Raw genomic sequence first — 13005 nt, 5'->3', positions numbered from 1 at the left:
TGCACGTTCGTTGCGCGCGATCGCAGGAAAACGCCGGGCGTCGGGCGATACGCTGGAATGAGCGCACGATTTGCGCCATATCACCATGAAGTTGCCGCGACCGCGGCCGATCCACGAGGACGGGAGGTTCCCATGTCGAATTACGTTGCTGAAAGTCACATTTCTGAAGCACTGATCGGTGAGCCCGAGGTTGTCGAGGATGCCGCAGCCGTCGCCGGGATCTCCCTCGCGGCAGACGTCGAATCCAACCCGGCGTGGCTCCGCCTGAAGGCCGCCGCCACGGCAATGCAGGTCGTGCAGGTAAAAGACGGCTCGATCCCCGAGGCGTCAGATCACACGGATGCCGCGGCACAGGTGGAGACGATCACTTCTGCCATCGAGGAACTCGCCCCGCTGTTCCCGCACGATTCCGCCTACCTCAAGGTCGTCGTCACTGACTTCAAGCGCTGGGCTGCGGGTACCGACGGCACTGATACGAACGGGGCCAGCGGCTTCGGAGTACCCGACTTCTACGACTCCCTGATGGCTTTCCAGCCGCAGCAGAGCCGGGCCGACGGCATCCGTCACCTGGTCGTCTTCCCGATGTACACGCAGAATGGAAGCACAAACCGGCTGGTCGAAGCGGTGCTGGTCGAGGTCATCTGGCCGGAGTTCATCGTGGAGCTGGAGGAGGAGTACACGAACAAGCTGTTCGTGCCGATCCGTTTCCTCGACTTCACGCCCGGCTACGACACGAACTCCGCGGTGCTGTTCCCGGAGACCGTGGCGATGCGCGAGATCCCGACGTTCACCTGGGGTGCGATCTTCTCCGACCGTGAGGCCGCGAGGTTCCGCCGGGTGGTGCGCGCAGCTGCCGAGATCACGCGTATCGAACTGCCGGAGGATGCGGCTGCCCTTCTCGACGACCAGTCTCTCGCCGAGGAGATGTTCGTCATGTGGGACCTCATCCACGACCGCACGCATATGCGCGGCGACCTGCCGTTCGACCCGTTCATGATCAAGCAGCGGATGCCGTTCTTCCTCTATTCGCTGGAGGAGCTGCGCTGCGACCTGACCGCTTTTCGCGAGTCGGTCACGATCGAACGCGACGAGAACGCCAGCCCGGAGGCGCGAAAGCACGCCAAGCTGGTGCAGTACGGCGTGATCTTCGACCGGATCTTCCGGTTCGCGATCACCGGCACCCGGGTGCGCAACTACGACGGCCTCGGCGGGCAGCTGCTGTTCGCGTGGATGCACCAGCATCACGTGCTGCACTGGACAGACACCAAGCTGACCATCGATTGGGATGGAGTACCGGAGGTCGTGATCGCGCTCGGCGCGCAGATCGACGACCTGTACTGGCGTTCGATCGACCGGCCGAAGAAGGCGCACTGGCTGGCCGCGTACGAGATGCTCACGCAGACGCTCACACCGAACCCCGCGTCGAACTGGGCGCGCGGGCTTTCGGATGACGTGCTTGCCGGGGCGCCCAAGGGGTACACCGACGAAGTGCTCGACGACGAGTTCCCGTTGTCGATGTTCTTCGAGGCGCTCGACAAGAAGATGAAGACCGTCATCGAGTCGACCGTGGGAATCACCGGACGTGACTGATTCCGCCGGGCTCAGCCCACTCCCCGCCGCTGGTCGCACCGTGCTCATCGCCGGTGCGACCAGTGCGGCGGGGATTGCCGTGGCGTCGGCGCTGGCTGAGGCCGGCGCGAAGGTCGTCGCGGTCGGGTCGAACGCCTCGCGTCTGGACGCGGTGCGCGGCGCGGTTCCGGATGCCGCCACCTACGTCTGCGATCTCGCCTCCTTCGACGCCGTCGCCGAGCTTGCGGCGACGATTCACGCGGAGCACGGAACGATCGACGGCCTGATCCACCTTGTGGGCGGCTGGCGCGGTGGTGGCGGTCTCGCGGGCCAGACCGACGAGGACTGGGATGTGCTGCACCGCAACATCGTCACGACCCTGCGCAACACGACGCGCGCGTTCAATGCCGACCTGCTCGCATCAGTGGCCGGTCGGCTCGCGATCGTTTCGTCGGTATCGGTGGAGAAGCCGACGCCGGGCGGCGCCAACTATGCCGCGGCGAAGGCCGCAGCCGAGACCTGGACCAGGGCCGTCGGGCAGGGTTTCGCGAAGGCCGAATCTGCGGCAGCCGCCGTAGTGTTCGTCGTGCGTGCCCTGGAGGGGCTCGAGGCCGAGCTGGCTGAACACGTGGTCGGCCTGTGGGACGCTGAGGCGGCATCCGTCAACAACACCCGGGTGCGGCTCGGCGCGTAATCGCCGTTTGCCCAGCACGCGCGTGCGCGCAAATCGTCGGTCCGCGGCGTTCAAAGCGACGATTCGGCCGCACTGGCGAGGGCTCGGCGACGGGTGAGCCCTTCATTCCTCACCCAACGCGGGGTAGGGTCGAGCCACAACCGGCACTGACGACGGAAGGTGACCCATGACCTCGCTCTGGCTCGATCGCCCACGAACCATTGAGCCTGATCTCTTCGTGGCGGACGCCTCATTCGACACGATCGTGGTCGGCGGTGGCCTCGCCGGGCTCTGCACCGCACTGCTGCTGGCCCGCTCGGGGGAGTCGGTCGCGGTGTTCGAAGCGCGGCAGCTGGCATCCGTCACCACCGGAAACACCACGGGCAAGCTCAGCCTGCTGCATGGCGGCCAGCTCTCGAAGGTCGCGCACCACAATTCCGCCGAGGTCGCACGCGCCTACGTCGAGGCGAACCTCGAGGGTCAGAAGTGGCTGCTCCGCTACTGCGTTGAACACGAACTGCCGTTCCAGATGCGCGACGCGTTCACCTACGCGGGCACGGCGGAAGGTGCTGAGTCGGTGCAGAAGGAGTTCGAGGCCTGCCGGAACGCCGGTCTCGATGTCACTCTCGAGTCGGAGAGCGACCTGCCGTTTGCCAGCTTCGGCGCGGTGCGGCTCGCCGAACAGGCGCAAATCAACCCGCTCGACATCGTCGAACGCCTGGCTCGCGACGTGCAAGAGCGCCGCGGCAGGGTGATTGAGAACACCAGGGTGACGGATGTCGCCCATCACGGCGACGGCCTCGAGGTCACGACATCCGCTGGTCGCGTTCGTGCCCAGCGTATTGTCCTCGCGACCGGTACTCCGATTCTGGGCCGTGGCGCGCACTTCGCCCGCTTGGAGCCGTCGCGGTCGTATGCGCTGGCGTTCACCGTGCCGGGGCCGATCCCGGAGGGAATGTACCTCTCGATCGACGAGCCGGGGCGGTCGCTGCGCACGGCGCGAGTCGGCGACACTGAGTACCTGGTCGTCGGCGGGAACGGGCACCTTGTTGGCAGGGAACACTCGCCCGCAGCGCAGGTGCGCGACCTCGAGGCGTGGACGGCCCTGCACTTTCCGGGGGCGGTGCGCACCCACGCGTGGTCTGCACAGGACTATCGCTCGCTCGACTACGCGCCGTACGTGGGGTCGATCGTGCCGGGCGACGAGCGCATCTTCCTGGCCACCGGTTTCAACAAGTGGGGCATGACGAATGCGGTCGCGGCCAGTCTGGCGCTGTCGTCGCAGCTGCTCGATGGCGAGATGGAGTGGGCGCGAACGTTGTACGGGCGCAGGGTGACGCTCTCTGATGCGGCCGATGCCGCGGGTCTCGGTGCCGGCGTCGGTGTGGAACTGGTCAAGGACTGGCTGGCGCAAACGGTGTCTCGTCCGCCCGCCTCGCCGCTGTCTGATGGAGAGGGCGACGTCTACCGGGAGGGAATGAGCCCTGTCGGCTTGTGCCGGGTCGACGGCGCACTTTCGAAGGTGTCTGGAGTGTGCACGCACCTCGGAGGTGTGCTCGGCTGGAACGATGCCGAACAGTCGTGGGACTGCCCGCTTCACGGCTCCCGCTTCTCGCATGATGGGCAGCGGCTGGAGGGCCCGGCGCTGAAAGACCTCGAACGGTTCGACGTCGCTGCCGACGCGGCAGAGTAGCGCGCCGCCAGCACGATCAACCGGGATTCTGCCGTGCACGCCGGAACGTTTCGACCGCCCGAAATCGGTATTGGTGAGAGTCTGCCCCCGTTCGGGTCAAACAACGATTCCGGGCTCGACGCGCCACTAGTCTTCGCTAAGGGGTATCTTGGCCGACGGCCTGTGGCCTACCGCTTTCGTGCGGCCACAGTCTGGGTCAACTAGCTCATTAAGCGAGTCAGATCTAGCGATTGAGGTATCGACACTATGACTATGGCCACACTCAAGACACGGCTGGGCCGGGCCGCCGCCCTTGGGCTCAGCGCGGCACTGATCGGCGGGGTCTCCCTCGTCGCAGCCGCGCCAGCGCAGGCCGCGACCACCGACGTTACGGTGTACGCGAGCCAAATTCGCCCCGATGAGAGCACGTATGCCGGCTGGCACCAGGGCTACGCCGATGCAGCGGACCGGGCCAGCGTCACCACAGAGGGACTGAAGCTCACAGGCGAATCGCAGATCCTCAACGGACTGGACGAGGGCGCTGAACTCAGCGTGGACACGCTGGTTGAGTCGATCAATGCAGGCGAATTGTCGTGGACGACAACGGCGGACAGCGACCCGGCCTTCTTCCAGATTGCCCTCGCGTTCGGTGACGGCAAGTGGACGACCCTGCGTCCGTCCGCTCCCTTCACTGGCACCAACAATGCCTCTCTTTCCGACGCCTGGGTGACGTCCAAGGCCATCGGCGACATCGCGGCGAACTCTGTCGTCTCGCTCCAGGCCCTGACTGATGCCCTGCTCGCTGAAGACGGCGCGGTCGTTAACGGCTTCGGTGTTCTCACGACCACCGGCACGGAAAGCACCGTCACCGGCATCAGCTTCAACGGTGCCCGCTACGTGTTCCTGCAGGATTCGGTTGTCGCGGGCACCGTCACCATCTCCGGCACACAGGCCGTTGGCAGCACGCTCACCGCCGTTCCGGCAGGCTGGGCGGCAGATGTGACGCTCAGCTACGGGTGGGGTGCGGTTGCTCCCCACCAACAGAACTCGGGTGACATCGAGGGCGCCAACACGTCGACCCTCGTTGTGACCGCTGACATGATGGGCAAACAGATCTGGGTGGCGGTCGCCGGCCACAAGGACGGCTTCGCAGACAGCTACACGAGCGGCTTCCTCGCCGCCCCCGAGCTCCCGACCGCAGCCGCACCGGTGGCAGATTCGGCCGACCTGGCGGCGTACCTCGAGGCCAACGGTTCAACGCCGGCGTCACAGACCTCCACGGGACTTCCCGCCGGCGCCCTGGACCCGACGAAGAGCTACACCGCCAACGTGCGCTTCGACGGTGCGGACAGCTTCGTCGACGCCTACCTGTACTCGTCGCCGATCTCGGTCGGAACCTTCCCGGTCGTCAACGGCGTGGCACAGATCACGTTGAGTGCCGACGTGCTTACCAAGCTCGGCGCCGGGGCGCACACCCTCGTTGTCGTCGGTCAGTTTTACGGTGATGTCTCGAGCGTGTCGCTGAACGTCGCCGCAGTGCTTGCCGCAACCGGCTTCGATGCCGGTGTGCCGTTCGGCGCGGCCGTGCTGCTGCTCCTGGGCGGGTCGATGCTGTACGTCCGTCGTCGCCGCATGCACGCGTAGCAGTCGAGCGATCCGGGGCGCGGCCGGCTGGCCGTGCCCCTTCGTTGCCCCGTGCCGCAAGACGCCCGGCTACCGGCCGGCATCCGCCGCGCGACGGATGCTGCGGCGGGGGGACCCGACTAGCGTTGAGTAATGACCGCACCGACTGTGGCGACCGCGCAGAACTCCCGGGCGACCGACCCGCTCGGCGACGGGTGGCGTCGGCCGAGCCCGACTCCAGCCGGCTATCGGGCCGACATCTGGATCGCACTCGCATTGGCGGTCGGCACCGCAATCAGCGCCTTCCTCACCCGTACCGCCGGCCTATTCGATGACGCACCAGTCTGGCTCACGGCCCTCTGGGTCGTCTGCATCGCCCTGCCGCTCGCCGTTCGCAGGCGCTGGCCGGAAGCGGTGGCCGTCATCGTCGCCGTTGTCTTCGTTGTCGGCGCCACTCTCGGCGCGATGGACACCCTGTTCTCGAACATCTGCCTCTATCTCGCCATCTACACTGTCGGTGCCTGGAGCCGGCGACGCCTGCGCGCCCGGTGGGTTCGCATCATCATCATTGTCGGCATGTTCATCTGGCTATTCTGGTCTCTGCTCACCACAGCGAACCAGGTCAATGTGCTTCCAGACCTGTCTCGCGAGGGAGCATTCTCACCGTATGCCGCTTACGGCATGCTTCAGGTGTTTATCAATCTCATCTACTTCGGAGCCGCCTACCTGTTCGGCGAATCCGGGTGGCAATCCGCCAGGCGAAAAGCCGCGCTCGAGGCTCGCACACGTGAATTGGAAGTTGAACGAGAGCGCTCTGCCGCGCAGGCTGTGGCGCTGGAACGGGTGCGCATCGCCCGCGAATTGCACGATGTTGTTGCGCACCACGTGTCGGTCATGGGGGTGCAGGCCGGCGCAGCCAGGCGCATCCTTGACCGCGACCCCATTGCAGCTCGCCAGTCCCTCGGCCAGATCGAGCAGAGCGCACGGAGCGCCGTCGAGGAATTACACACGATGCTCGGCGCGCTGCGTAGCGACGACCAGCCGACGGATGCCGCCCCGGCGAGCGAAGGCAGCAGCACGCGGGGCGTGGCACAGCTCACGGAACTCGCCGAAGAGTCACGATCGGCCGGTATTCCGGTGACGCTCAGCATCATCGGGCAGCCACGTGACGTACCGGGGACCATCGCGCTGAGCATCTACCGGATCGCCCAGGAGGCGCTCACCAACACGCGCAAGCACGCCGGACCTGGTGCGACCGCCGACCTCCGCCTGCGTTATGAATCGGATGCCGCGGAGCTCGAGATCACCGACGACGGCGTCGGCCCTCGCGCGGGTTCCACAGCACATGTCGCACAAGGAATATCATCGGGCGTCGGGCTCGGACACCAAGGGATGCGGGAACGGGTGGCGGCCGTTGGCGGCGAGATCCACATCGGAGCGCGGCCGCGCGGAGGCTACCTGGTGCGTGCCCGATTCCCGCTGGCGAGCGCGGCACGCCCGACCCCGCCAGAGGACGCGTGATGACGGCACCAATCAGGGTTCTGCTGGTAGACGACCAGGAACTGGTGCGCGCCGGATTCCGCATCATCCTCGGGTCTGAGCCCGGTATCGAGGTTGTCGGCGAAGCGGCTGACGGTCGCGGCGCAATCGACAGGGCACGAGAGTTGAACCCCGACGTGATCTGCATGGACGTGCAGATGCCCGGCATCGACGGCCTCACCGCCACCCGTGAGATCGTCGCCGATCCCGGCATCCGTTCTGCCGTCCTCATCCTCACGACGTTCGACCGTGAGGATTACCTCTTCGACGCGTTGCAGCACGGCGCGAGCGGATTCATCCTGAAGAACTCGTCGCCAGAAGCGCTCGTCGAGGCCGTGCAGGTGCTGGCCAGGGGGGATGCGCTTCTCGCTCCCGATGTGACGCGCCGAGTGATCGAACGTTTCGCACGGTCGGCCGACGCGCAGGCGGGCCCGGCCGCGGCATCCGTTCGCCCGATGCCGACCACGGTCGACGAGCTGACCGCGCGTGAGGCCGAGGTGCTGGCGCTGCTCGCACAGGGGTTGGCGAACTCCGAGATCGCCCGGCGGCTGTACCTCGGCGAGGCGACGGTGAAGACGCATGTGTCGAAGGTGCTGATGAAGCTGGGGCTCCGCGACCGCATCCAGGCCGTCGTTTTCGCCTACGAGCACGGCATCGTCACGCCGGGCGCGTCTCCAGCCTGAGCGTCGTCACCCCGTTAGTCGGCCACGGCACCCGGCCCGCAGAATCACCGGCAGAATTGAGGGATGACGACGCCCCTCTCCGGAACCCAGTTCGAGCTCGCCTTCGGCGACTACACCGCCACGATCGCCAGTGTTGGCGCAACCCTCCGCCGCCTGCAGCACCGGGGCCGCGACCTCGTTGTGCCGTTCGAGGCAGACGAAGTGCGACCCGCATACCGCGGCGCAACGCTGGCGCCCTGGCCGAACCGGGTCGTCGACGGGCGCTACAGCTTCGGCAGCACAGCGGCCGGCAGCACAGAGGCTGGCAGCACAGAGCACCAGCTCGCGCTTACGGAGCCCGCCCGCGGGCATGCGTTACACGGACTCGTCGGCTGGCTCGATTTCATCGCCATCGGCGAGTCGCCAGAGCGCGTGTTACTCGCGACCACCGTCGAGGCGCAGGCCGGCTACCCGTTCCGCCTACAGGTGCGGGTCGAGTTCGCGCTCGGCGCCGATGGCCTGCGCACCACGATCACCACCCGCAACACGGGCACGGATGCCGCACCATACGGCACCGGTCCGCATCCGTACCTGGTCGCGGGTGAGGGTCGCGTCGACGACTGGACACTCACTCTCCCCGCCGCGCAGGTGCTGACGGTGACCGCCGATCGCTTGATTCCGGTCGAGCTGACGGATGTCGCGGGCAGCGCCTTCGACTTCGGCGCGCCCCGCGTGATCGGCGACACCTTCATCGACCACGCGTTCACCGAGTTGGAACGTGACGCGGGCGGGGCAGCCGAAGTGCGCTTGACGGCCGCATCCGGAACCGGCGTCGTCATGCGCTGGGACACCGCCTGCCCCTGGGTGCAGGTGCACACCGCCGACCAGCCAGACGCGGCGCAGAGCCGGATCGGCCTCGCCGTCGAGCCGATGACCTGCCCGCCAGACGCCTTCAATTCCGGCACCGACCTCATCGTGCTGGAGCCCGGCGAGCTCGCCACCGCGCGCTGGACCATCGCCGCTCTGTAGCCGACCTGTAGCCGACCTCGCAATTCGTACACAGGGGCGCGCGTCACCCGGGTCGGCGCAGGCTCAGGCCGCGCATCACCCAGGGACGACGCAGCGGCTCTCGGCCGTCAGCGTCACGAAGCCGAACGAGTACCGAACGTGCAGACTGAGCGCCGGTGCTCCCTCTGGCGCGCCGAGGTCGAGGTTGCCGCCGAGTCCGCTGTCTTCGTTGTAGCCGAGCCGCTCCCAGGCGGCCACGATCCGCTCGGATGCCGCCACGTTGCGGTCGGTCACCTCCCTGTCGTGCTCGTCGGTGCTGGTGTCGGTGATGACACCGGTGGCGAAAGTCGCTTCTGGAAACGGATACGAGACGCCGGCGCCGTCGAGGCACGCGACCGGTGACAACGTGAGACTTTCCGGCCCCAACCCGGCGTTCCAGTCGGCGGCCGGGCCAGCGGCATCGACCGCTGTGTCGAGCAGCGCCTCCATCCCCGCTCGAAGCCCGGCTTCTGTGAGGAGGGTGCTCGGCGCCTCAGGAGTGGGCACAACCACGGCGCCCTCCCCAGGGGTCGGGTCAGGGGCGACCGGCCCCGTCTCATACGGCGGCAACGAGTCCAGGTGCGCGAGGCGTGCCGCTCCCGTGACGGTCGCCGACACCAGGGACCCGCCACTCCACACCGTCAGGGCGAGCGTGCACACCGACAGGATGGCGAGCACCGCCGGCACCTGCTCGCGCGTGCCGCGCCCGAGCGCGGAGGCCGCCGGAAGCGACGACGGCAGCGACAGGCCCAACAGCACCAGCGACGTCAGTGGAATCGCGGCTGCCACCAGCAGCTGAACGAAATACCAGGTCGCGGTCTCCGCAGACGACGTCGCGTACTCAGAGCTCAGTCCCCAGCCGAGCAGCAGCATCCAGACCGGCGACATCACACCGACCGCTGCCAGGAACACACCGGCACTCCGAGACCGCGAGGCAAACGGATGCCGCGCGCGGCCGACCGCATCCGCCGCCGCAGCCGTCGCCGCAGCCGCATCCGTCAGCGCAGCGGCACGGTCGGCCCGGTCGACCGACCTGGCCAGCAGCACCGCGCCCAGCGAAATGAGCGCCATGGCCAGCACGATGCCGATCGTCAGCAGTGGCGCGACAAAAGGCGGCACCACCTGCACGGTGCCACCGGTGAGCTGGCACACGGTCTGCGGCGGGAAGGTGGTCCACTCGTGGGCGAGATACCTGCCGCCGCCATACGGTGGGCACTCCTCAGATGGGTCCCAGCCCGGCATCCAGAACACCAATGCCAGGTCAACGACCAACAAGGCGAACGCCAGCGCCAGCCCGACGAAGACAAAGCGAGCGCCTGAAGAACGGGCGAACGACCCTGGTACGACGATCGCCCGCGCGGGAAGGTCTGCGTCGCTTGCCAGCGGCCGCACGTCGGCCAGTGCCGGTTGGATGCGCGAGCGCTCCGCCCAGCCGATCGCCAGAGCAGCGCTGACGGCAGCGAGCAACGACACCAGCCGCACATCGAGCAGTGGGAAGGTCATACTGAATTGGCCGTACATCCAGTGGCCGACGACCAACGCGGTGGCGAGCACCCCGAGCACGGCTCCGACGGCGCCCAGAATCGGCTTCCCCCACCAGGGAACGCGCACCAACAGCGCACTCGCCACCAGGACGAAGGCGGCAACGGATGCCGAAACCAGCCCGATCGCGGCGCCGACGATTGCACCGGCGAAGCCGCCGAGCACGGCGAGAGTCGGGGCGAAGGCCAACCCCGCTTCGTCGTATGTCAACCCGAGCAGGCCGAACATCACGGCGCCCCAGATCAGACCGAATATGGCTGCGAGGGCCACACCGACCGCCAGCAGGTAGGTGAATGAGCTACCGATGCCCCGGCCGCGCAGGATCACCCCGCGCGCTGCCTGCTGTGCGTTCGACTGTCGCGTGCCGGGCCGCCCCGCGTCTTTCCCACTCACCAGACTCACCCGACTCAACCTACCGGCGAGCGCAGCGGGCTGCGGCCTCGCCGGATGACCCCAAGGCACATTCTCATATCGGTCGCGTCGGCAAATGATCGTCGGTGCATGATCGTCGGTGAATGATTCTGGCGCGTGCGTCTCCGCCGCCAGGCGGAGCATCCGTTCACCCTGGCGACGGATGTGGCAACTGACGCGCCTGCGTAGCGTGGAAGCACGAAGCAAACGAAAGGCTCGCCAATGCTGGAGATCTCCAACGTCAACAAGCACTACGGCTCACGCCAGGTGCTGACCGATGTCAGCTTCACCGTCGGCAACGGACGGATGACCGGCTTTGTCGGCGCCAACGGCGCAGGCAAGACGACCACGATGCGCATCGTCCTCGGAGTGCTCCAGCCAGACTCCGGAACCGTACGCCTCGACGGCGAGACCCTCACCACCGGCGACCGGCGCCGCTTCGGGTACATGCCGGAGGAACGCGGCCTCTACCCGAAGATGAAGGTGGCCGAGCAACTCGTCTACCTCGCCAGGCTGCACGGCCTCAGCACGCAAGCGGCCAAGGCCAACACCGACACCCTGCTCGAACGCCTGGGGCTCGGCGAGCGCGCCGGCGACCTGGTCGAAGCACTCTCGCTCGGAAACCAGCAGCGGGCGCAGATCGCTGCCGCCCTCGTGCACGACCCAGAGTTCCTCGTGCTCGACGAACCATTCTCCGGCCTCGACCCGATGGCGGTCGAAGTTGTGGTGAACGTGCTCAAGGACTACGCAGCGTCCGGCGTACCGGTGCTCTTCTCCTCGCACCAGCTCGATATCGTCGAGCGCCTCTGTGACGACCTGGTCATCATCGCCGAGGGCGAGATCAGGGCGAACGGGCCGCGCGAACAGCTGCGTGAGCAGTACAGCGAACCGCGCTTCGAGATCCAGACCGCGCACGATGCCGGCTGGATTCGGGAGGTTCCCGGCATCTCGGTCGTCGACTTCGACGGCGGCTTCGCCGTGTTCGAGGCCGAGACGGATGCCGCCAGCCAGACCGTGTTGCAGCAAGCAATAGCGCGCGGCCCGGTTCAGTCGTTCAGCCAGCAGCGCCCGTCGCTGTCCACCATCTTCAAGGAGGTCGTCCAGTGAGTACCGCAACCACCATCAGGCCGGGAGGCCACGGCGGGCCCGGCAGCCCGCGTGCGGGCCGCCCCACACACACGGCACCGACCTTCGCCCAGAGCACCTGGCTGGTCGCGACGCGGGAGATTCTCGCGCGACTGCGCAGCAAGTCCTTCCTCATCTCCACCGGCATCCTGCTCGCCATCGCCGTCGGCTCCGTCATCGTCGGCGGCATCGTCGGGGCCAATCCCAGCCTGCCGAAGGTCGCCGTCGTCGGAGCGGCGAGCCAGGCCGTCGAAGACACCAAGGCCTTCGAGTCCGTGCCGGCCGACGACATCGCCGCCGCAGAAGCACTGGTGCGCGACGGCAGCGTCAGCGCCGCCGTTGTCCCCGCCTCGAACGCCGACTCCCTGCTCGACGTCGAGGTCATCGCCCTCGACTCCGTCCCGACCAACGTGGTCGGTGCCCTGAGCGTCAGTCCGGATGTCACGCTGCTCGACCCGGCGTCGCAGGGCGGTTTCCTCATCTACCTGGTGGCGATCGGCTTCGGCCTGGTGTTCTTCATGTCAGCCATCACCTTCGGGTCGACCATCGCGCAGAGCGTGGTCGAGGAGAAGCAGACGCGCGTCGTCGAGATTCTGATGTCGACCATCTCTGTGCGGGCACTGCTCGCCGGAAAGGTGGTCGGCAACAGCATCATGGCGTTCGGCCAGATCGTGCTGATCGGCGTGCTCGTCTCCGCCGGATTGGCCGTGACCGGGCAGAACGTGCTGCTCGTCGACATCGGGCCGTCGATCATCTGGTTCGCTGTGTTCTTCGCCTTCGGCTTCGTGCTGCTCGCCTCCCTCTACGCGGCGACGGCGTCGATGGTCTCCCGGCAGGAGGATGTCGCTTCGGTCACCTCGCCGGTGATGATGCTCGTGATGATCCCGTACTTCCTGGTGATCTTCTTCAACGACAACGAGACGGTGTTGGCGATCATGTCGTACGTTCCGTTCTCCGCACCGGTCGGGATGCCGATGCGCGTCTTCCTGGGATCCGCCGAATGGTGGGAGCCGATCCTGTCGCTGGCGATCCTGCTGGTCACCACCGCACTGGTGATCGCCTTCGGCTCGCGCATCTACCGCAACTCGCTGCTGCGCATGGGCACCAGGGTGCCGCTGCGCAAGGCACTGCGCGCCTGACGC

At 67.1% G+C, this 13005-nt stretch carries 10 protein-coding genes; 9 read left to right on the top strand and 1 reads right to left on the bottom strand.

Annotated elements, in window-relative coordinates; genetic code table 11:
• Positions 1-132: 132 nt before the first annotated feature.
• The 7 genes from K323_RS0120680 to K323_RS0120650 all read left to right on the top strand — a co-directional run bounded on the left by K323_RS0120680 (position 133) and on the right by K323_RS0120650 (position 8767).
• Entirely contained in the window at positions 133-1590 is a 1458-nt protein-coding gene (locus tag K323_RS0120680; RefSeq protein ID WP_022887168.1) for a DUF6421 family protein, read from the top strand.
• Positions 1583-2263, top strand: coding sequence for an SDR family oxidoreductase (locus K323_RS27675; protein ID WP_022887167.1), 681 nt, complete (start codon positions 1583-1585; stop codon positions 2261-2263). The genes K323_RS0120680 and K323_RS27675 overlap by 8 nt, the downstream gene beginning before the upstream one ends.
• 166 nt (positions 2264-2429) lie before the next feature.
• Positions 2430-3935 carry an FAD-dependent oxidoreductase gene (locus K323_RS0120670; RefSeq protein ID WP_022887166.1) on the top strand — a complete coding sequence of 502 codons (1506 nt, stop codon included), beginning with the start codon at positions 2430-2432 and terminating at the stop codon, positions 3933-3935.
• Between the two features lie 252 nt (positions 3936-4187).
• Entirely contained in the window at positions 4188-5558 is a 1371-nt protein-coding gene (locus K323_RS0120665; RefSeq protein WP_022887165.1) for a hypothetical protein, read from the top strand.
• 132 nt (positions 5559-5690) lie between these two features.
• The gene (locus K323_RS0120660) at positions 5691-7058 is read left to right on the top strand and encodes a sensor histidine kinase (RefSeq protein WP_022887164.1); all 1368 of its coding nucleotides are present in this window, start codon (positions 5691-5693) and stop codon (positions 7056-7058) included.
• Positions 7058-7759, top strand: coding sequence for a response regulator (locus K323_RS0120655; protein WP_022887163.1), 702 nt, complete (start codon positions 7058-7060; stop codon positions 7757-7759). Before K323_RS0120660 ends, K323_RS0120655 begins: the two co-directional genes overlap by 1 nt.
• Positions 7760-7822: 63 nt before the next feature.
• The gene (locus tag K323_RS0120650; protein ID WP_022887162.1) at positions 7823-8767 is read left to right on the top strand and encodes an aldose 1-epimerase family protein; all 945 of its coding nucleotides are present in this window, start codon (positions 7823-7825) and stop codon (positions 8765-8767) included.
• 75 nt (positions 8768-8842) lie between these two features.
• Here K323_RS0120650 and K323_RS0120645 read toward each other — a convergent pair whose 3' ends face one another.
• Positions 8843-10729, bottom strand: a complete 1887-nt coding sequence (locus tag K323_RS0120645) for a hypothetical protein (RefSeq protein ID WP_157509525.1) — start codon at positions 10727-10729, stop codon at positions 8843-8845.
• A 231-nt stretch (positions 10730-10960) separates the two neighbouring features.
• Here K323_RS0120645 and K323_RS0120640 point away from each other — a divergent pair, with 231 nt between their 5' ends.
• Together K323_RS0120640 and K323_RS27670 are read left to right on the top strand one after the other, a co-directional pair.
• Positions 10961-11845, top strand: coding sequence for an ABC transporter ATP-binding protein (locus tag K323_RS0120640; RefSeq protein WP_022887160.1), 885 nt, complete (start codon positions 10961-10963; stop codon positions 11843-11845).
• Positions 11842-13002 (top strand): ABC transporter permease, encoded by a 1161-nt coding sequence (locus K323_RS27670; protein ID WP_022887159.1) that lies wholly within the window; start codon positions 11842-11844, stop codon positions 13000-13002. Before K323_RS0120640 ends, K323_RS27670 begins: the two co-directional genes overlap by 4 nt.
• Positions 13003-13005 lie beyond the last annotated feature (3 nt).

Origin of the sequence: Glaciibacter superstes DSM 21135, assembly GCF_000421145.1 — a bacterium.
Lineage (GTDB): Bacteria > Actinomycetota > Actinomycetes > Actinomycetales > Microbacteriaceae > Cryobacterium > Cryobacterium superstes.
Note: the sequence above shows the minus strand (reverse complement) of the source record. Positions and strands in the feature narration are given on the sequence as shown.

What these genes read in the sequence shown, in the direction of transcription:
- K323_RS0120660 (WP_022887164.1), top strand. Translation starts at nt 5,691, where the DNA reads ATGACCGCACCGACTGTGGCGACCGCGCAGAACTCCCGGGCGACCGAC.
- K323_RS0120670 (WP_022887166.1), top strand. Translation starts at nt 2,430, where the DNA reads ATGACCTCGCTCTGGCTCGATCGCCCACGAACCATTGAGCCTGATCTC.
- K323_RS0120665 (WP_022887165.1), top strand. Translation starts at nt 4,188, where the DNA reads ATGGCCACACTCAAGACACGGCTGGGCCGGGCCGCCGCCCTTGGGCTC.
- K323_RS0120655 (WP_022887163.1), top strand. Translation starts at nt 7,058, where the DNA reads ATGACGGCACCAATCAGGGTTCTGCTGGTAGACGACCAGGAACTGGTG.
- K323_RS0120680 (WP_022887168.1), top strand. Translation starts at nt 133, where the DNA reads ATGTCGAATTACGTTGCTGAAAGTCACATTTCTGAAGCACTGATCGGT.
- K323_RS0120640 (WP_022887160.1), top strand. Translation starts at nt 10,961, where the DNA reads ATGCTGGAGATCTCCAACGTCAACAAGCACTACGGCTCACGCCAGGTG.
- K323_RS0120650 (WP_022887162.1), top strand. Translation starts at nt 7,823, where the DNA reads ATGACGACGCCCCTCTCCGGAACCCAGTTCGAGCTCGCCTTCGGCGAC.